At 65.7% G+C, this 18,691-nt stretch carries 16 protein-coding genes and 1 pseudogene; 13 read left to right on the top strand and 4 right to left on the bottom strand.

The window, feature by feature from the left end; all coding sequences use genetic code 11:
- Positions 1–394: 394 nt before the first annotated feature.
- Positions 395–1,285 (bottom strand): LysR family transcriptional regulator, encoded by an 891-nt coding sequence (locus tag Q8O26_RS14465; RefSeq protein WP_305576773.1) that lies wholly within the window; start codon positions 1,283–1,285, stop codon positions 395–397.
- Between the two features lie 138 nt (positions 1,286–1,423).
- Between Q8O26_RS14465 and Q8O26_RS14460 the strand changes: the two genes are divergently transcribed.
- The 13 genes from Q8O26_RS14460 to Q8O26_RS14400 all read left to right on the top strand — a co-directional run bounded on the left by Q8O26_RS14460 (position 1,424) and on the right by Q8O26_RS14400 (position 15,103).
- On the top strand, positions 1,424–2,452 hold the full coding sequence (locus Q8O26_RS14460) for an ABC transporter substrate-binding protein (protein WP_305576772.1): 1,029 nt from the start codon (positions 1,424–1,426) through the stop codon (positions 2,450–2,452).
- Positions 2,453–2,539: 87 nt separating this feature from the next.
- The gene (locus tag Q8O26_RS14455) at positions 2,540–3,568 is read left to right on the top strand and encodes an ABC transporter ATP-binding protein (protein ID WP_305576770.1); all 1,029 of its coding nucleotides are present in this window, start codon (positions 2,540–2,542) and stop codon (positions 3,566–3,568) included.
- Positions 3,565–4,425: an ABC transporter permease gene (locus tag Q8O26_RS14450; RefSeq protein WP_305576768.1), complete on the top strand. Its 861-nt coding sequence runs from the start codon at positions 3,565–3,567 to the stop codon at positions 4,423–4,425. Before Q8O26_RS14455 ends, Q8O26_RS14450 begins: the two co-directional genes overlap by 4 nt.
- On the top strand, positions 4,422–5,219 hold the full coding sequence (locus Q8O26_RS14445; RefSeq protein WP_305576766.1) for an ABC transporter permease: 798 nt from the start codon (positions 4,422–4,424) through the stop codon (positions 5,217–5,219). Before Q8O26_RS14450 ends, Q8O26_RS14445 begins: the two co-directional genes overlap by 4 nt.
- On the top strand, positions 5,216–6,355 hold the full coding sequence (locus Q8O26_RS14440) for an FAD-binding oxidoreductase (RefSeq protein WP_305576765.1): 1,140 nt from the start codon (positions 5,216–5,218) through the stop codon (positions 6,353–6,355). Before Q8O26_RS14445 ends, Q8O26_RS14440 begins: the two co-directional genes overlap by 4 nt.
- Positions 6,336–6,641 (top strand): (2Fe-2S)-binding protein, encoded by a 306-nt coding sequence (locus tag Q8O26_RS14435; RefSeq protein ID WP_305576763.1) that lies wholly within the window; start codon positions 6,336–6,338, stop codon positions 6,639–6,641. Before Q8O26_RS14440 ends, Q8O26_RS14435 begins: the two co-directional genes overlap by 20 nt.
- A 2-nt stretch (positions 6,642–6,643) precedes the next feature.
- Positions 6,644–8,077: an NAD(P)/FAD-dependent oxidoreductase gene (locus tag Q8O26_RS14430; RefSeq protein ID WP_305576761.1), complete on the top strand. Its 1,434-nt coding sequence runs from the start codon at positions 6,644–6,646 to the stop codon at positions 8,075–8,077.
- A 646-nt stretch (positions 8,078–8,723) separates the two neighbouring features.
- Complete coding sequence (locus tag Q8O26_RS14425; RefSeq protein WP_305576759.1) at positions 8,724–9,305, top strand: hypothetical protein; 582 nt, start codon at positions 8,724–8,726, stop codon at positions 9,303–9,305.
- Complete coding sequence (locus Q8O26_RS14420; protein WP_305576757.1) at positions 9,302–9,877, top strand: hypothetical protein; 576 nt, start codon at positions 9,302–9,304, stop codon at positions 9,875–9,877. Before Q8O26_RS14425 ends, Q8O26_RS14420 begins: the two co-directional genes overlap by 4 nt.
- A 307-nt stretch (positions 9,878–10,184) precedes the next feature.
- Complete coding sequence (locus tag Q8O26_RS14415; RefSeq protein ID WP_305576755.1) at positions 10,185–10,532, top strand: hypothetical protein; 348 nt, start codon at positions 10,185–10,187, stop codon at positions 10,530–10,532.
- Positions 10,533–10,636: 104 nt separating this feature from the next.
- Positions 10,637–11,545 (top strand): hypothetical protein, encoded by a 909-nt coding sequence (locus Q8O26_RS14410; protein ID WP_305576753.1) that lies wholly within the window; start codon positions 10,637–10,639, stop codon positions 11,543–11,545.
- 520 nt (positions 11,546–12,065) lie between these two features.
- Positions 12,066–13,133 (top strand): hydantoinase/oxoprolinase family protein, encoded by a 1,068-nt coding sequence (locus Q8O26_RS14405; protein WP_305576781.1) that lies wholly within the window; start codon positions 12,066–12,068, stop codon positions 13,131–13,133.
- Complete coding sequence (locus Q8O26_RS14400; RefSeq protein WP_305576751.1) at positions 13,133–15,103, top strand: hydantoinase B/oxoprolinase family protein; 1,971 nt, start codon at positions 13,133–13,135, stop codon at positions 15,101–15,103. The genes Q8O26_RS14405 and Q8O26_RS14400 overlap by 1 nt, the downstream gene beginning before the upstream one ends.
- Positions 15,104–15,106: 3 nt before the next feature.
- On the opposite strand, the gene Q8O26_RS14395 is transcribed toward Q8O26_RS14400, so the two are convergent.
- The 3 genes and pseudogenes from Q8O26_RS14395 to Q8O26_RS14385 all read right to left on the bottom strand — a co-directional run bounded on the left by Q8O26_RS14395 (position 15,107) and on the right by Q8O26_RS14385 (position 18,688).
- A complete protein-coding gene (locus Q8O26_RS14395; RefSeq protein WP_305576749.1) occupies positions 15,107–16,888 on the bottom strand; it encodes an ABC transporter ATP-binding protein in 1,782 nt (593 codons plus the stop codon).
- Between the two features lies 1 nt (position 16,889).
- Positions 16,890–17,729 (bottom strand): ABC transporter permease, encoded by an 840-nt coding sequence (locus Q8O26_RS14390; protein ID WP_305576747.1) that lies wholly within the window; start codon positions 17,727–17,729, stop codon positions 16,890–16,892.
- A 2-nt stretch (positions 17,730–17,731) separates the two neighbouring features.
- A pseudogene (locus Q8O26_RS14385) lies at positions 17,732–18,688 on the bottom strand (ABC transporter permease).
- Positions 18,689–18,691 lie beyond the last annotated feature (3 nt).

The following is an 18,691-nucleotide window of genomic DNA, read 5'->3' as shown; positions in this document are numbered from 1 at the left end:
GGCGGCAGATTCACCGAGCGGTCGCGGTAGGCTCAAGATGCCGGAGTGCGGGAGGGAGCGCGCGGCTGCACCTACAACACTCCTACAGCATGAATGACTGAACGCCACTCAACCATCTGATTCTTCGATCATTTTCGAAGCGGTGCGTCCCATCCATCATCGGTGCCACGGCAAAGCGTCAGGGGCTCTTTTTTGGCCTCAAAACCAGCCTTCATGCGGGATCTCGTCATTTCGCCGAGCATCATTCGGCACTGGAATTGCACTATTCAGCATCATTCGCACCGCAAATCACAATAATGCCCGCCGAAGTCTCACCGCGCATTGAGCCTGGTGTTCACCGAGGTCAGCGCCGCCGACGTACGAAGGCTGACGATGTCTACCAGTTCCCCGAACGTCACCCCCGAATGGCTCCCAGGAGAGGGCGCAGGTAGTCTACCGACCCAGCCTCGACAACGTCCAGAAAGTCTCTGGCGGCCTGTGACAATGCCCGCTGCCGTGCCGTGACGATCGAAAAACCTGCATCAATGGCGGGACGGAAAGGCAGGACCACGACACCGCGGTCAACGAAGGCCCGCGCCGTATAGGCTTCGACGAGGGCAACGCCGACCCCTTCGCTGGCGAGTGCGCAGGCGATGGCGGAGAGCGGCGTCTCCACTGTGGAACGAATGGAGATGCCGGCCAAGGCCACCTCGATGATGTGCCGCTGGTAGCTGCCCCGCCCCAACAGGATGACATCTTCCCCCGCCAGATCGGGAGCGCGGATCTCAGCCAGTTGGGCGAGGCGCCGGTCAGCGGGAATGACGGCGACGATCGGGGCCATCATCGGCGCCATGGTCAAAGAGGAGCGCTCAGCCGGCACGGCCACGAAGCCGAAGTCGAACTGGCCTCCTGCGACTCGGTCGAGAACCAGATGAGAGGGAATGCCGTCAATCTGGATCGCCAGGCCCGGGCGTGTCGCCCGGAAGCGGGCCATCAGGAACGGAAGAAATCCGAGGGCCAGCGCTGGTAAGGCAGCAACCCGCAATGATCCTGCTCTTGCCGACCTCAGATCCGCGGCGAAGGCCTTCACATGTTCGAGGCCGAGATAGGACCGTTCGACCTCGGCGAGAAGGGCGACCGCCTCCGGGGTTGGGCTCAACTGGTTCCCCCTGCGCTCGAACAGACGGATCTTCAGATTGTATTCGAGGTCGCGGATCAGCCGGCTGACGGCCGGCTGGGTGACACGGAGCACTTCAGCCCCGGCCGTCATGCCGCCTGTCATCATGACAGCGCGGAAGGCCTCCAACTGACGATCGAGCACAGCCAATCTCCATCACATTCGAACATGATAGGTGGGGAATTTTGAATTTGATATTATTGAAAGAATGCAACCACCCTCGCAATCACGAAGGCAAACCCGCCTTCAGGGGTTGAGGAGGGATCCATGCAATCGAGGTTTCTGCTGGCGCTCGGCGCGTCGGCGACGATGCTTCTTTCAGCAGGCGTCGGACATGCCCAGGAAACACTGGTCGTGGCCGGATCGGGGGGGTCGATCGAGAAGGTTCTGCGCGAGCGGGTCATTGCGCCATTCGAGCGGGCCCACAACGTGCGCGTCGTCTATGTCGCGGGGAACTCCACCGACAACCTGGCCAAGCTTCAGGCCCAGAGGGACAATCAGGAGATCGATGTCGCGATCATCGACGACGGTCCGATGATGCGGGCCGTGTCTCTCGGATTCTGTGCGCCCCTCGAGGGCGTCGACCAGTCGAGGCTCCACGATGTCGCCAGGCTGCCGGGCGGCCGTGCCTCGGGCATGGGCCTGATCGCGACAGGCCTGATGTACAATACGAGGGTCTTCAGGGAGAACGGCTGGGCGGCGCCCACCTCCTGGAATGACCTGATGGATCCCAAATATCGGGGTCGGGTCGTCATGCCGCCGCTGAACAACGGCTACGGCCTGCTCACCGTGGTCATGCTGGCGCGGCTGCACGGCGGGGGCGAGAGCAACATCAACCCTGGCTTCGATGTCATGCGCCGGCATGTCGGCCCCAACATCCTCGCCTTTGAGCCCTCACCGGCCAAACATGCCGAACTGTTCCAGACGGGCCAGGCGATCTTCGGCGTCTGGGGCACGGCGCGGGTCCAGCCCTTGATCGATGCCGGCGTTCCCGTCGAATTCGTCTATCCGAAGGAGGGCTCGCCGGTGGTCATGATGGCGATCTGTCCGGTGGCCAAGCGGCAGATATCCGCCAAGGCCCATGCCTTCGTGCAGACGATCTTGTCGGCGGAAACGCAATCGCTCCTCGCCAATGAGGCAGGCCTTGCGCCGGTCAACAAGGAGGCGACTGTCGCCCGCCCGGGAATCATGCCGGTGGGAGAACTGGCGGCCCGGCTGGTTGCGGCAGACTGGAACATCATCAACCCCGTGCGTGACGACTGGAATCGCCGCTGGGTTCGCGAGATCGAACGCTGAGCTTCATCCGGGGCCCGGCCTTGGCCGGGAGCCCCACTCGCAAAGGCAGGGCGCGCATCGGCGCGCCCCACTGACCTGGAGGGCGTGATGCCCTATCTCGCGCTCGAAAACATCCGGAAAGCCTATGGTCCCGCTGTCGCGGTCGATCGTCTCGACCTCGGTGTCGAGAAGGGCGAATTCATTTCGCTGCTCGGCCCTTCCGGCTGCGGCAAGACCACGACGCTGCAGATGATCGCGGGCTTCGTCGAGCCGACCCAAGGCGCGATCGCCCTCGACGGGATCGATCTGTCGCGGCTTGCGCCTGAGAAGCGCGGCCTCGGCATCGTCTTCCAGAGCTATGCGCTGTTCCCGCACATGACGGTGGCTGCCAATGTCGCTTTCGGCTTGGAAATGCGCAGGGTCGGCAAAGCCGAGATCCGGCAGCGGGTGGAACAGGCCCTGGCGATGGTCGGCCTGGCCGACAAGGGTGGCCGCTATCCCCGTCAGATGTCGGGCGGCCAGCAGCAGCGTGTCGCACTGGCACGAGCACTGGTCATCCGGCCCGCGATCCTCTTGCTCGACGAGCCGCTCTCCAACCTCGATGCCAAGCAGCGTGAGGAAATGCAGCTGGAACTGCGGCAGATCCAGCGACAGTCCGGCACCACGACGGTTCTCGTCACCCATGACCAGCAGGAGGCCCTCGCCCTGTCCGACCGGATCGTGGTGATGAACCAGGGCAGGGTCGAGCAGATCGGCTCGCCATTCGACGTCTACGAACGCCCAGGCTCGGCCTTCGTCGCGACCTTCCTCGGCAGGACCAACACGTTCAGCGCCGAGCCGACCCCGCGGGGGCTTGCGGTGGCAGGCCATGTCATGATGCCGGGTGAGCGGCCGGCGACCATCTCCATCCGGCCGGAAAAGGTCGATTTCACGACCGATGGCGACGGTTTGCCCGGGCGGGTGCTGACCCGGGTCTTCCAGGGCAACCATTGGCTCCTCCATGTGGAGACGCCGGGCGGCCTGTGCCTGGTCATCCGGCCGAACGACGGACGTCCCTTACCGGGCGAAGGCGAGACGGTCGTCCTCGCGTTCCGCGCCCGCGACGCCTCGCTGTCCTTGGCAGGATCCACCCCATGAACGCCCAAGCACGCCAAGGCTGGCTCCTGGTCGCACCCGCCACCCTGCTCTTTGTTGGTATCGTGGCGACGCCCCTCGCCATGACGCTGCTGCTGTCCTTCAACGGCTGGAGCAGCACCCAAGGCATCGTCCCGACCCTGACGGTCCAGAACTATGCCGAGATCCTGTCCGACAGCTTCTTCGCGGAGATCTTTCTCAGGACGCTGCGCATCGCCCTCTGGGTGACGCTCATCTGCGTGCTCATCGGTGCGCCCGAGGCCTACATCCTGCGCCGGATGCGGGAGCCGTGGCGCTCGTCCTTCATCCTCGTCGTCATCGGCCCCCTGCTGGTCTCGGTGGTCGCCAGGACGCTCGGCTGGGCGCTGCTCCTGGGCGGCAACGGGCTCATTCCGCTGGCGCTTCACCGGCTGGGCCTGACGTCCAGTCCGGTCTCGCTGATGTTCACCGAGACCGGCGTCGTCATCGCGCTGGTCCATGTTCTCGTGCCCTTCATGGTTCTCTCCGTCTGGGCCTCCCTCGCTCGGATGGATCCGGCAACCGAACGTGCCGCGCAGTCGCTGGGTGCCTCGCAGATCACGATTTTCCTGCGCATCGTGCTGCCGCAGGCCATGCCTGGCATCCTGTCAGGCGGCATCATCGTCTTCTCGCTCGCGGCGAGCGCCTTCGCGACCCCGGCGATCATCGGGGGAAGGCGGCTGAAGGTGGCCTCGACCCTCGCCTATGACGAATTTCTCAATACGCTGAACTGGCCCCTCGGAGCGGCCATCGCCGTTCTCCTTCTGGTGGGAATCGTCGCCATCGTCGTGGGGTGGAACCGGTTCATCGAACGGCGTTACTCCCAGGTCTTCGCGTCATGAGGAACGGTCCCCTCGCCCTCGTTTTCCATGCTGCCTTCGTCGTCTTTCTCCTGGCGCCGATGGTTCTGGTCTGCCTGGTGGCTTTCACGCCGGAGGGCTTTCTCTCGATCCCGACCACCCGCTTTTCCCTGCGCTGGTTCGAACGCATCGCGCAGTATCCGGACTTCATCGCAGCCTTCCGCACCAGCCTGTTCGTGGCAACGGCCGCCTCCCTGATCGCTGTCCTGTTCGCCGTGCCGGCCGCGCTGGCGATCGCCCGTTACCGGTTCACCGGGCGCGAGGCGCTGAACGCCTTCTTCATGGCGCCGCTGATGATCCCGCACCTGGTGCTCGGCATCGCCTTTCTCAGGTTCTATTCGCTGCTCGGGATTTCCGGCACGATGGCGGGACTGATCATCGGCCATGTCGTGGTGGTGTTTCCCTTCGCGATGCGCATGGTGCTCGCTGCCGCGACGGGCATGGACAAGCGCATCGAGGACGCCGCAACCGCCCTTGGCGCGGACAGGATCACCACCTACCGGCGGATCGTCATCCCGCTGATCATTCCGGGTATGGCCAGCGGCTTTGCCCTCGCCTTCATCCAGAGTTTCGACGAGGTCACGATGACCGTCTTCATCGCCTCCGCCACCACCACCACGCTACCCGTTCGCATGTTTACCTATATCCAGGACTCCATCGACCCGCTGATCTGCGCCGTGTCGGCTCTGCTGATCCTCTTCACAGTGCTTGCCATGCTGGTGATCGACCGGTTCTACGGACTCCAGCGGCTGTTCATCGGCGAGGACAAGTCATGAGCCTGGCGCCTGAGCGATCGGGCAACGATTGCGACGTCGCGGTGATCGGTGGGGGCGTCGTCGGCCTGTCGCTCGCCTATGGGCTGGCGAAGACCGGCCTGGCCGTCACGATCCTCGACGAGGGCGACATCGCGCACCGGGCGTCCCGTGGCAATTTCGGTCTCGTCTGGGTCCAGGGAAAGGGCCTCGACAATCCGGACTACGCCCGCTGGAGCCTTGCTTCCGCCCGAGCATGGCCATTCTTCGCTGCCGAGATCGAGGCCGCCACCGATACGGCGCTGTCGTACGAGCAACGGGGCGGGCTCATGGCCTCGCTGACCGAGGACGATCTCGACACGCGCTGCAATGACCTGCGGCGCCTGCACAATCGCGGGCAGGATTGCGCGGATTTCGAGCGCCTTGATGCAGGCGGGATGAAGCGCCTCTTGCCGGCCATCGGCCCTGATGTCGTCGGAGGCACCTTTTGTCCGCATGACGGCCACGTCAATGCCCTCCGGCTCTTCAACGCGCTCCATGCCGCCGCTGCGAGCCTTGGCGCGATCTACCGCCCGAACGCGACCGTCGAGGCGATCGATCGTCTCCCGGACGGGTTCAGCATCACCGGCGCAACCGGCGAGATACGGGCCGGGAAGGTCGTGCTGGCCGCCGGACTGGGCAATGCCCGCCTCGGCCCGATGGTGGGGATCCATGCCCCTGTCCGGCCGCAGCGTGGGCAAATCCTCGTCACCGAAAAGCTCGCGCACTTTCTGGACTACCCGCTCGGCACCATCCGGCAGACCGATGAGGGGGGCGTCATGATCGGCGACAGCAAGGAGGAGGTCGGCTTCGACAACGGCACCCGGCATGACGTTCTGGCCGGCATCGCCGCCAATGCGATCCGCATTTTTCCGCTTCTGGCTCAGGCCCAGGTGGTGCGGAGCTGGGGGGCGCTGCGGGTCATGACCCCGGACGGCTATCCCATCTATGAGCGTTCGGTCACCCATCCTGGCGCCTATCTCGTCACCTGCCACAGCGGCGTTACGCTGGCAGCCGTCCATGCCTCGCATGTCGCCGGCATGATCGGCTCGGGTGACTGGTTGCCTGACCTCACACCCTTCGCTGCGGGGAGGTTCGCCGATGTTCCGTCGCCTGGTTGAGCCTGCTGGCCATGTCACGGTGACGATCGACGGCCGACCATTCAGCGTCGCGGCCGGTGAAACGCTGTCGACAGCGCTGCTTCTCGCCGGCTTTGCGGGATTGCGTCGCTCGGCGCGCCTCGGTCGGGAGCGCGGCCCGTTCTGCGGCATGGGCGTCTGCTTCGATTGTCTGGTCACCATCGATGGCGCAGCGAACCGCCAGGCCTGCCTGGTCCGTGTCAGGGACGGCATGGCGGTCCAGACCGGCACACGCCTGCCGGCTCTCGCAGACACGGTCCCGGAATGAGCATGACTCGTCTTGACCTCGTGATCGTCGGCGCCGGGCCCGCCGGGCTGCGCGCATCCGTGGAGGCGGCGGCCGTCGGGCTGTCGGTGATGCTGGTGGACGAGGGCCGGGAACCGGGCGGCCAAGTCTATCGCGGATCCGAGAGCGGCGCCTTCGCAGGAACGGCCAAGCTCGGCTCAGACTATGCCGCGGGTGCAGTCCTCGCGGCAGCGTTCCGCGCTTCCGGGGTGGAGGCGCTCTTCGGCGCGACCGTCATCCAGATCGAGCGGGAGGCGGATGGCTCGTTCTGCGTCAGTGTCGCAACCGGCCATGACAAGGCGGTCGTCGTCAGGGCCAGGGCGGTCATCGCGGCAACGGGAGCCCAGGAGCGACCGTTCCCCATCGACGGCTGGACACTGCCGGGCGTCATGACCGCAGGAGCCGCCCAGACCATGCTGAAGGCCGACGGGGTTGTGCCGGACGGGCCGGTGGTACTCGCCGGCACCGGTCCCCTGCTCTACCTGCTGGCAGCGCAATATGGCGCACTGGGCGTTGCCATCGACACGCTCCTGGATACTGCAGCCCCCGGGAACTGGCGACGGGCCTTGCCCCATGTCCCCGGCTTCCTGACCAGCCGCTACGCCTTCAAGGGGCTCGGCCTCCTCGGCAAGGCGCTTGCGGCGACGCGCATCATTCGCGGCGTGGAGGCAGTCTCCGCCATCGGGGACACGCGCTTGTCGGCTGTCACCTACCGCAAGGGCGCCACGGAAAGAACGATTCCCGCGCATGTTCTGCTTCTGCACCATGGCGTGGTCCCGCAGATCAATCTGACATGGTCCACTGGCGCCCAGCACCGCTGGAACGCGGCGCGGCTGGCTTTCGAGCCCGTCCGTGACGCGAGCGGCAAGACCGATGTGCCCGGTCTGTTCATTGCCGGCGATTCCGGCGGGATCGGCGGCGCCCAGGCCGCCGAGGCCGAAGGGGCGCTCGCGGCGTTCGGCGTCTTGCGCATGCTGCGGGGAACAGCGGGAGATGACGATCCGATAGAAGGGCGATGGCGACACCGTCTCGCCGTCAGCTTGCGCGGCCGCGCCTTCCTCGACGCGCTCTATGCACCGCGACAATCGCATCTCAGTCCGCCCGACGACGTGATCGTCTGTCGGTGCGAGGAGGTGACGGCGGGGGACATCCGCAAGGCTGTTCGCCGCGGGGCAATGGGGCCGAACCAGGTCAAGGCCTTCACGCGGGCGGGTATGGGGCCATGCCAGTCGCGGATGTGCGGACTGACCACCGTCGCGATCATTGCCGAGGAAACGGGACTGTCGCCCGGCGACATCGGACACATGCGCCTTCGCGCGCCGGTCAAGCCGGTGACCGTGGCGCAAATCGCCTCCTTGTCGGAAGCTGATGAGCGTCGCACAACAGAATCGCCTTCAGCTACTCGTCCACGCAAGTGAACCACCTTGGGTTTGCTGGACGCAGGGTGGCGAGATAGATAACCCAATCCTCGGCTCGGCCCGCGACGCACAGCAAACTCTCCGGCTGCCGCGTCCAGGACATTGTGTTGGGTTTGAGCAGGCGACAGACTCACCGAGCGGGCGCGGTAGTATCAAGATGCCGGAGCGCGGGAGGTCGCGCGGCGACATCTACAGCATTCCTGCAAAGCAAGCGGTTGAATTGATCTTAAGTAATTGATATTTATATGTTTTTTATCGGCCACCCGATTCCTCATCGGTGCCTCGGCGAAGCGCCAGGGGATGGTTTGGGCCTCTACATCGACCGTCATGCGGGTTCCCGCCCATCTGGCACAGTTTCATTGCGCGCTGGAGCGGCCTTTGTGCGGCGCCATTCAAGTCCCGGATTTCAGCAATGTCGACCGATACCCCCACCAAGAGTCACTCCTGATCACCGCAGCAGCACCTTCGTCGCCATTCGCAGTCCGATCGAGGGCCATTCCCGGCTCCATCATCCCATGGAACACGACCGAAGAGCGCCCCAGCTCGGACCGTGCTGCGACAGTAAATTGACATCATTCCGCATGTGACACAAAGTTGTGCCAACCGCGTGGAGACGTAGCTCGTGCGTGCTGCAGTCCTTGCCGCCATGGCGACCATCATCGGCGCGTCACCTGCTTCGGCCGTTTCCGGCGTGCTCGGTCACGGATCAAACGCCAGGGCCTGCTTCGAGCGGACCTATGACGCCGCGCATCTGGCTCGCAACCCTTCCCAGACCGTCAGTCGCATTCGGATTTCGGTGAGCCGGGAGACCATCCCCGGCAGCGTCGGCTCGCCGCCGGCAGATGTCTTGCGTGTCGAATTAACCCGCCGGGGCGACGCGCAGACCAGACGCGCCATTGCATGGTGCGAGCATCCGTTCGGCGGCGAGAGGCTGAATTCGCGAGGGGAGGTCACCAATAGTGGCCAGCCGGGCGCGCGCTGCCGCGTGACAGGCGAGGACCACATGAACGCGGAGGAAGGCAATGATGGCGGGAGCGTCGACATCAGGGCCGCCGAAGGCGGAGTTCTCGCACGTTTGTCGTCGAGGCTGCGGCTGCGTACGGGCGACAGGGTCAGCGTCGACAAGGGCAGCGAATTCAGGCTCGGGCCATCGGATCGGACGTTCCGGCTCAGCTCCATGCCGGCCTCGGCCTGCGACGATCTCCGGCAGGCCATCCGCGAGGAATGACCATCATGAGCCCTGACCCGACAGCGGCCGCCCTCGGCATCGCGATCCTGATGGGACTGCCGCCCGCACGGACCGTGAGCGCCGAGCCGCTCACCCCGCCCGAGGCCGTCGCGCACCTGCTGTTTTCCGGTGTCACCACGGCAATGCCCAAAAGCGTGAGCCCGGGTCGCGTGACCTATCGCGGCAACATGATCCCCGGAGATCCGGAGCGGACGATCCTCAGCATTTCGGCGAGCAGGGCGGCCCCCTGCCTGTTCGATGCCTTCTTCATCGAGGCCCCGACGCCGGTGATGGACCCGAAGATCGCCGTGACAACCGCTTACCATGCGACGATCGACCTTCGCAGACTTGCGCGGGCGACCTTCACTCCGACACCGCAAGCTGCGGGAGGAGCGCAGCTTGTCCTGGCGGCGAAAGAGATGTTCTGCTCGCGCAGCATCATTCTCGAGCAGACCCCTAAGCTGACCTACAGTGAAAGTTGTCTCGACACGATCGACGACGCCATCCAACCCGACGATGTGCCACGCCTGCGCGCGGCCTTCGAGGTCTTGCGGAGCGCCTGCCAGTGGTGACGTGATATCAGCCGCGACCGCGCGCTGATCGCAGACGCACTGACAACCCGGTCCCCGCCGGTTCGTGCCGCGCGTGCGAAGACCAGCCGGGCGACCGCCATCCGTGTCGACAGGGCTGCGTGGTGCGAGTGCAACCAGGCTTCCCTGACCGCACGGGACGCATGCATGAGCGGGCTCGGCCCGATCCGTCTGTCTGCACAGAAAGGAGTGACGGTAATGGAAGAAGATGTTGGGGCGGGGCATCCCAAATCCGCCATCGCGGCTGGACGTGGTTTGTTGCGGCGTCAGGCGGAGGCTGGGCGACCTGATGGACGTGGCGACCGACCCGCCCTTCGCCATGGTCTCGCCGTTCCCGATGGGTCCGCGCGACCGATCCGATCCCCAGCGCCACCTGCCGCAAATGGCGGCGCTGTTGCGCGAGCGCTATCAAGGCGCAACGATCCAGTCACAGAAAGTGGAGCCGAGGCTGGCAGGCCCGGTCGCCACCGTCGTTTTTCTCCGCACGCCGCCCGGCCAGAGCGTGGCTGTGGCTGGTGCGGCTTTCCCGCATTTTATGGGAAACGCCGCCGTGTTCATGGTCGCCCAGTTTCAGACCGACCGGCAGGAATTCATTGCCCGCTTCATCAGGGTCCGCGATGGGGTGAACGCGAGATGAGCAGCTTGCGACAGGGACAGCAGCGACCGAACGATGCGTGGAGGGCTTGTCCGCCGCCGGCAACCCGGAAGAAGCAGAATACGCGGGACGACTGGACATGCTCTTTGTGGCAGGTGGCGATCAAGCTTGCGCTTGCGCTTTGCCACATTCTCTTCAGCGATCCGCAGCCCGCATGGGCGACGGGCTCGGCTGGCTCCTATGCCATCGTCTTCGACGCAGCGGGCGAGCCCATTGCAGGAACCTACTGGATCGCGCCTAACGTGCGCGTCGTCATGCGGGGTCATGGCCGTCCGGGCTCCGGCAGACCCGCACTGCCAACGCTGACGCCAATCCTGATGGATCGGGAATTTCTGCCGAATCGGCTGTCAGCGCCAGTGTGGCTTCATACCCTCCGCCTTGATTATTCCCCATCGCCGACGATTGACGCGCTGAAGCTCGGGGTGCCCATCGCCATTGTCCGGCGGGATTTCACGCCGATCTTGACCGCGATCGATGCAATGGCTGCAAGACCCGAGCCAGCCGCTGTTCCCGAGACGCACGAGGGGAGCATGACGTTGAAGCTCACCCTGCTGGCCAGCCAGGAGCTGATGCTGGGAGACGCCAAGCTGACGGCCCACATGGTCGAGACGCGTGCCGAAGACCCGGCCCGCCACGCGTTGATCCCGCCGGTCCGCACGTTGCTGCTGGCCGAGACCGGCATGATGATCGACCAGGACATCTTTGCCCTGCCGGTTCGGATCGAACAGGGAGCCCTCACTTCATCGGTCGATTTCGTCACCTACTTCGAGATGCTGGCCTATCGGACAAGATTGCCGGCGACTGCCGCATGCCTCGAAGTCAAACGCATGACGGACGCGTTCAAGGCGGCCTCGGTGGCCTATCGCGATATGGCTGACGCCTACACAGCGAAATCATTTCCGCTGTCGGGCCTCTCCTATGAAACAGCCAAGAGCCTCAAGGATATCGAGGCGCAGGTCAGGGACGCCCTTCCCCATCTGCTCTGCCGTCCCTGAACCCCTCAACGCGCCATGATCATCTCGGCTCGACCAAGCGGTGTCGCTCGCGCATTCTTGTCGGGATTGTTCATCCTCGTGCCCTGCGGTGCTTCGTATCGCAACGACCAATTCAGGCCCTCACGGGCGATGAACAACCTCCTCAGAATCCACATCTAGCAGTTGGGCGGCGAGCGCCAAAGGCCGCTCCAGTCGGCCATCTCCATCAGAGCCCTGGCCTGCGCCTCCTGGGCACTGTGCCTAAGCGCCGGGCCTGATCCGACCGCTTCGCCAAGCGCCCGACACAACCTCGCTCGCTCGGACGCCTGACGGTGCGGGTCGATGCAGGGCGCGAGAAGCGCGTCCTGGCCCTGGGATCGCGCCACGGGGACCAGAAGCCCGCAGGCCGCCATCGCCACGAAGAGCCGAAACATAACCGGCATGGCCTTCATGATGCACCCGCTCGGCTTTGTCGCCCGGATCAAATGTTGAGTAAAGAGCCCCTTGCGCAAGGTTTACCTGCCATCCGGACGGTGATGGCCTGACCGCGTTCACGCATGCGGTTCAGCGCCTCGACGGCCACGGCGTGCTCCAGGTCGGGCCGAAGAGCGCCGGCTCGACACCGGGCCCGGCCTGCTATGGCCGCGGCGGGGTGGCCCCCACCATCACGGATGCCATGGCCGTGCAGAACCTGATCGGTCATCTCCCGCTCGGCTATGGGGCGGTCAGCGTCGACCATGCGGCAGCCCGCGCCGCCTTCGCGCCACTGGCGGAGCGGCTGGACTCTCCGGTCGAATTGGTCGCTGCGGATGTCCTTGCCATCGCCGTGTCCGGTATGTTCGCCGAGGTCTCGGGTTTGATCTCGCGCTTTGCCATCGATCCGCGCGAGTTTCATCTCTTCGCCTTCGGCGGCGCCGGTCCCGTGCTTGCCTGTTTCCTGGCCCGCGAACTGGATCTCAAGGGCATTGTCGTGCCACCGGCGCCCGGCGTGGTCTCGGCCTTTGGCGGGCTCATCGCCGACCTGAAGAACGACTTCATCGCCACGCTCTACCGCGAGGCGACGGCGGAGGCGATGGAGGAGGTTGCCGGGGTCTTCGGCACTCTGGTCGGGCGGGCCAGGGCCTGGCTGGAACAGCAGGGCCACCAGGGACCAGGTGCACTTCGCCTGTCGGCTGACATGCGCTACGCCGGTCAAAGCTTCGAGATCGAGACGCCCATTGAATCCACTTGGGTGGATTTTCCTGACCTCGACACGTTGCGCTCTGCCTTCCATGGCGAACATGCGCGGATCTATGGGCATGCCGACACAGAAGGCGCCGTGCAGGTCGTCAATCTGCGGGTCGTCATCATGGCAGCGACTCCCAAGCCTTCCCTGGTCAAGCCGGATGGCGCGACCGGTCCGCTCCAGCCGACCCTGACGGTCGCCGCGCATTTTGACGGCCGACCCCACCAGGTTCCGGTCTTCGTCCGGGGCGACATCAGGCCCGGACATCGCCTGCCGAGCCCTGCCATCATCGCGCAGGACGACACGACGACCGTGATACCTCCCGGTTTCGCCACAGAGGTCGACCGCTTCGGCAATCTCGTCATCACCAGGGACCGGCGCTGATGGCCTTCGATCCTCGCCATCTGAAGGTCTTCGCCAATTTCTGCGCCGCGGCTGCCGATGCCATGGCCTTTACGCTGATGCGTACAGCCCATTCTGCCTTCGTGAAGGAGACCGAGGATTTCTCCTGTCAGGTCGTCAGCCGCGAGGGCCTCGCCTTTGCCAACCCCCGCAGCTTCGGCGCCCCCTGGTATTCAGGGATCGACTACGGCCCGCTCCTCGCCTGTTTCGAGACCTATCGCGACGGCGACATCTGCATCACCAACGATGTCTACGAGGGCCATGTCGCCACCCATACGCCGGACATCCACATCTGGAAGCCGGTCTTCCACGCGGGGCGCCTCGCCTGTTTCGTCGTCGGCCATATCCACAACACGGATGTCGGCGGCGCCGTCCCGGCCTCGCTGTCGCGCTCGCTGACCGAGATCGAGCAGGAGGGCCTGCGCATCCCCCCGGTCAAGCTGGTCGAGAACGGCCAGCTGAACACCTTCGTCCTCGCTGCGATCCGCTCCAACGTGCGCGCACCCGACCAGAACATCGGTGACATCCAGGCCCAGATCGCCTCGGTCAATGTCGGCGAACGGAAGATGGCCGAGATTGTTGGCCGCTTCGGATTCGAGGGGTTCATGGCGGGTGTCGACGCCATCCTGGACTATGCCGATCGCCAGGCCCGCGCCATCATCCGGCGGATCCCGGACGGCGACTATTTCTTCGCCGATTATGCGGACGAGGATTCGGTCGGCGGCCAACCGTGCCGGGTGGCGCTGACGCTGTCGGTGCGCGGCGACGAGGTCGTGCTCGACTACACCGGCTCCGACCCCCAGCTCGGTTCATCCCTCAACATGCCGACCGGCGACCGCGAGCGACACCCGCTCGTGATGGTGGGGCTGACCTATGTGCTGTGGACGCTGGACAACAGCCTCCTGCTGAATGCCGGGACGCTGCGCCCGGCACGCGCGATCCTTCCCGAGGGCAGCGTCGTCAACTGCCAGAAGCCGGCCGCTGTCGGCATGCGCTCCCTGACCTGCGCCATGACGCAGATCGTCACCGTCGGCGCCTTCGCCCAGGCGCTGCCCGATCTCATTCCGACCGCCTCTCCGGGCGGCAATGCCATCATGAACATCAAGACGCAGGGACGTGCCGGACGCCCGGTCATGGCCTCGATCGGTCCGGTCGGCGGCGGCGGCGGGGCGACGCCCTTCGCCGACGGCTCGGACGGCGCTGGCGGAGCGACCGGCTTTCTCCGCAACACGCCGATCGAGATCAGCGAGGCGGAGGTGCCAATCCGCTTCCTGCGCTACGGCCTCGAGCCCGATACCGGTGCCCCGGGGCGCTATCGCGGTGGCCTCTCCGCGGTCATGGAATTCGAGGTGGCCGCCCCCGAGACGGTCGTCACGGCCCGAAACCGCAACCGCTCGGTGATGGGGAGCTGGGGCCTGCGCGGCGGATCGCCGGGCCGGATCTCGCTGTTCCTGCGCAATCCGGGCCGCGCGGACGCGGTTTCGCTCGGCAACACTGATCTCGTCGCCTGCGCACCGGGCGACGTCATCCGGGTCGTCGGACCGGGGGCCGGTGGATGGGGCGCCCCCTTCCGACGCCCCCCTGAAGAGGTGCTGACCGACGTCGTCCGCGGCGCTGTCTCCCGGGAGAGTGCCCGTAGCGATTATGGCGTGGTCATCGCGGACCGGGCGGTCGATGTCGCAGCCACGACGGCGATCCGCAGTTCCCGGGTCGCGCCACCGGAAGAGGCCGTCGTGTTCAGCCCCGAGCGCATCGCTTTCGAAACGATCTGGACACGCGAGCGCTACGATCTGCTGACCGCTTTCCTGGCCCGGCAGCCCGTGACCTGGCGCTTCTTCCTGAAACACCGCGTCTTCGCGGCGGTGGCAGCGTCATCACAGGCTTCACCCGTGTCGGACCAGATGCGGGCGATCTTCGCCGACCTGACGCAACGCTACGGCCTGTCGGCCTGACCCTCAACCTGCCGGAAGGTGGCAGGCGATCACCCCGCCCGCCGCCGTTGTGCGGATCGGCGGCTGGCCGATCTCGCAGGTGCCCGCGATCCGGTCGGGGCAGCGGGGATGGAAGACGCAGCCCTCGGCCAGGGAGAGGTCGACCTTGCCTTCGCGCGCGGCCAGGGCCTCTTCCTCCAGCCATCCCCGCCGCAGGGCAGGAACCGACGCCAGCAGTAGCCGGGTATAGGGGTGATGATCCGTCTCGGGGATCGCTGCGGCGCCCATGGTCTCGACCTGCCGGCCGGCATAGAGCACGAGGACGTCGTCGCAGATGGCTCGGACCGTCTTGAGGTCATGGCTGATGAACATGGTCGTCAGGCCGAGTTCGCGTCGCAGTTCCACGATGAGGTCGAGGATGGCGGCCGCCACCACCGTGTCGAGCGCAGAGGTAACCTCATCGCAGAGCAGCACGTCGGGTTTGGCTGCCAGCGCCCGGGCGAGGTTGACGCGCTGCTTCTGGCCGCCGGACAGGTCACCTGGACGTCGGCCCAGAACATCGGAGGGCAGGTGTGTGAGATCCAGCATCCGGCGGACCTGGGCGCGGCGCTCCTCGCCGCGTAGCCCGAAATAGAAGGTCAGCGGACGCCCGATGATCTCCTCGATCGACATGGTCGGATTGAGGGCTGTGTCCGCCGACTGGAAGACCAGCTGAATGCGCCGGAGTTGATCCTTGCTGCGCTGGGCGAGGGCCGGCGGCAGGGTTTCGCCCGCCAGCACCACGGTGCCGCGAGTTTGCGGGGCGAGGCCGGCGATGACACGGGCAAGGGTCGACTTGCCGCAACCGGACTCGCCGATGATGCCGAGCGAGGCACCGCGCGCGATCGTCAGAGCGACGTCCTTGAGGATCGGGATGCGCGGCTCCCCTGTGTCTGTCAGGCCGCCATAGCCGGCCGTCAGCCCAGCTACGGTGAGAAGTGGCGGCTCCTTGGACTTGGCATCCTCGTCCCGCAGCCGCGGCGCCGGCTCGGCGGCGGCGAGAAGGCTTCTGGTGTAGTCGTTCTTCGGCTGCTTCAGCAGGTCATCGATCGGCCCGGTCTCGCGGACCTCGCCGTTGCGGAGCACGACGATGCGATCGGCAATCTGGGCGATGACCGCGAGATCGTGGGTGACATAGATGCCGGTGGTCGTCCGGTCGCGGATCGCCGCCTTGAAGGCCTTGAGCACCTCGATCTGCGTCGTCACGTCCAGCGCCGTCGTCGGCTCGTCGAAGATGACGACATCGGGGTCCGTGATCAGTGCCATGGCCGCCATGAGGCGCTGCAACTGGCCACCGGAGACCTGATGCGGATAGCGGTTGCCGATGGTGTCCGGCGCGGGAATGGCGAGGGCGCGGAACAGGTCGACGGCCTTGGCGCGCGCCTCGGCTTCGCTGGCGGTGCCGTGGATCAGCGCGCTTTCGATGACCTGCGCCATGATCGTGCGGGAGGGATTGAAGGAGGCCGCCGCGCTCTGGGCAATATAGGCGATGCGCCGGCCGCGGATCGCCCGCAAGGCCTTCTCGCCCAGCGCCGTGATCTCTGCCTCGCCGACCCGGATCGTGCCGCCTGATATGCGGCAGCCGTAGCGGGCGTATCCCATGGTGGCGAGCGCGATCGTCGTCTTGCCAGAGCCCGACTCGCCGATGAGCCCGAGCACCTCGCCACGCGCGACCTCGAGGCTGACGCCCTTGACGATCTCGGTCTCCGTCCCGTTGGCGCCGCGCGCCGTCACCCACAGGTCCTGAATGCTGACGAGGGCTGTCACCTCAATGCACTCCCTCGCGCACGCGGCCGCTGAAGAAGGAATCGATCGACAGGTTCACGGCGATGGTCAGGGAGGCAATGGCGAGCGCCGGCAAGACGACGGCGGGAGCGCCGTAGGCAAGGCCACTGATGTTCTCGCGCACCAGCGAGCCCCAGTCGGCCTGCGGGGGCTGCACCCCGAGGCCGAGGAAGCTGAGGCTCGACAGCAGCAGCACGACATAGATGAAGCGCAGGCCGAAATCGGCGAGGACCGGGCTCACCATGTTGGGCAGGATCTCCCTGGTCATGATGTAGAACGTGCCCTCCCCGCGTGCGCGCGCAGCCACGACAAAATCGAGGGCCGCGACATTCACCGCCACGGACCGGACAATGCGGTAGCAGCCCGGCACATAGATGATCGCGAGCGTCAAGATCAGCACCGGCACCGACGAGCCGACGGCTGTGACGACGACGAGACCGAACATCTTCGAGGGAATGGAAATCAGCGCATCGAGAAAGCGGCTGAGGGCGGAGTCGAAGAAGCCGCCGATCGCCGAGGCAGCAAGGCCGAGCATCAGGCCGGTCGTGACCGCCAGACTCGTCGCGACAATCGCTATCCCGAGAGTCAGGCGAGTGCCGGCAATGATGCGGGAGAGCATGTCGCGGCCAAAAAAATCTGTCCCCAGGAGAAACTTGGCGCTGAAGCCCTCGAACAAGTCGGCGTCTTGGATGCCAGCGGGATCATATGGGGAAATCGCCGGGCCGAAGACCGCGACGAGCAGCCAGACGAGGACGACCAGCGGAGCGATGATGCGGGTGAGGTTACGTCGTCGGCGGGGGCGACTGTCGGCGATGGCGGCCATGCTCAGCCCTGCCTCAGACGTGGATTGGCGAGGATGGCGGCCACGTCGGCTGCGGTGACGAGGACGAGATAGGCGGCACAGAACAGCATGGCGCAGGCCTGGACCAGCGGCAGGTCGCGCGTCGACACGCCGTCGACCATCAGCTTGGCGATGCCCGGATAGTTGAAGATGGTCTCTACGATGATGACCCCGCCGAGCAGGAAGGACAGCGAGAAGGCGATCGCATTGGCGATGGGCCCGATGGCATTGGGCAAGGCATGCCACAAGACGATGCGCATTTGGCTGGCGCCCTTCAGACGCGCCATCTCAACATAGGACGACGACAGTACGTCGACGAGAGCGGCGCGGGTCATGCGCGCCATCTGGGCGACGACGACAAAGGTCAGCGTCATGACCGGCAGCGCGAAAACGCGGATGGCATCGAAGAGGCCATTGATCCGGCCGAGCTGGGACAGCGCCGGCACCCATTGCAGGTGAACCGCGAAGATCAGAACCGCCGCCGATGCCACCAGGAACTCCGGTACCGAGACGACCATCACCGTCGAAGCCCCTACCACCCGGTCGTAGAGGGACCCCCGCCAGACCGCTGAGGTGATCCCGAGCGTCAATGCGAGCGGAACAGCGACGAGCGCAGTCACACCGGCGAGAATGAGGGAGTTGCCCAGACGCGACCCGATGAGCGCAGCGACCGGCTGGCCGTTGACCAGAGACAGGCCGGCATCGCCGGTCATCAGCTTTCCGAGCCAGGCGAGATAGCGCTGGAAGGGCGGCACATCGAGGCCTAGCGCCTTGCGCAGGCCGGCGACCGCCTCGGGCGTCGCGGCCTAGCCAAGCAGTTCCTGCGCAACGTCACCCGGCAGTAGATTGGTGATGACGAAGACCGCCGTGGCGACGAAGAGGAGCGTTGCCAGCGACAGCAGGAAGCGGCTCAGCAGAAGCCAGCCTATCGTCGCCCTCATCGC

Origin of the sequence: Phreatobacter sp. (genome assembly GCF_030691135.1) — a bacterium.
Lineage (GTDB): Bacteria > Pseudomonadota > Alphaproteobacteria > Rhizobiales > Phreatobacteraceae > Phreatobacter.
The sequence above is the reverse complement of the archived record's forward strand: the minus strand, read 5'-3'. Positions and strand labels throughout refer to the sequence as shown.

Excerpts from the sequence above, each read along its gene's own strand:
- Q8O26_RS14460 (WP_305576772.1), top strand. The coding sequence starts at position 1,424 with ATGCAATCGAGGTTTCTGCTGGCGCTCGGCGCGTCGGCGACGATGCTT.
- Q8O26_RS14455 (WP_305576770.1), top strand. The coding sequence starts at position 2,540 with ATGCCCTATCTCGCGCTCGAAAACATCCGGAAAGCCTATGGTCCCGCT.
- Q8O26_RS14450 (WP_305576768.1), top strand. The coding sequence starts at position 3,565 with ATGAACGCCCAAGCACGCCAAGGCTGGCTCCTGGTCGCACCCGCCACC.
- Q8O26_RS14445 (WP_305576766.1), top strand. The coding sequence starts at position 4,422 with ATGAGGAACGGTCCCCTCGCCCTCGTTTTCCATGCTGCCTTCGTCGTC.
- Q8O26_RS14440 (WP_305576765.1), top strand. The coding sequence starts at position 5,216 with ATGAGCCTGGCGCCTGAGCGATCGGGCAACGATTGCGACGTCGCGGTG.
- Q8O26_RS14435 (WP_305576763.1), top strand. The coding sequence starts at position 6,336 with ATGTTCCGTCGCCTGGTTGAGCCTGCTGGCCATGTCACGGTGACGATC.
- Q8O26_RS14430 (WP_305576761.1), top strand. The coding sequence starts at position 6,644 with ATGACTCGTCTTGACCTCGTGATCGTCGGCGCCGGGCCCGCCGGGCTG.
- Q8O26_RS14425 (WP_305576759.1), top strand. The coding sequence starts at position 8,724 with ATGGCGACCATCATCGGCGCGTCACCTGCTTCGGCCGTTTCCGGCGTG.
- Q8O26_RS14420 (WP_305576757.1), top strand. The coding sequence starts at position 9,302 with ATGACCATCATGAGCCCTGACCCGACAGCGGCCGCCCTCGGCATCGCG.
- Q8O26_RS14415 (WP_305576755.1), top strand. The coding sequence starts at position 10,185 with ATGGACGTGGCGACCGACCCGCCCTTCGCCATGGTCTCGCCGTTCCCG.
- Q8O26_RS14400 (WP_305576751.1), top strand. The coding sequence starts at position 13,133 with ATGGCCTTCGATCCTCGCCATCTGAAGGTCTTCGCCAATTTCTGCGCC.
- Q8O26_RS14390 (WP_305576747.1), bottom strand. The coding sequence starts at position 17,729 with ATGGCCGCCATCGCCGACAGTCGCCCCCGCCGACGACGTAACCTCACC.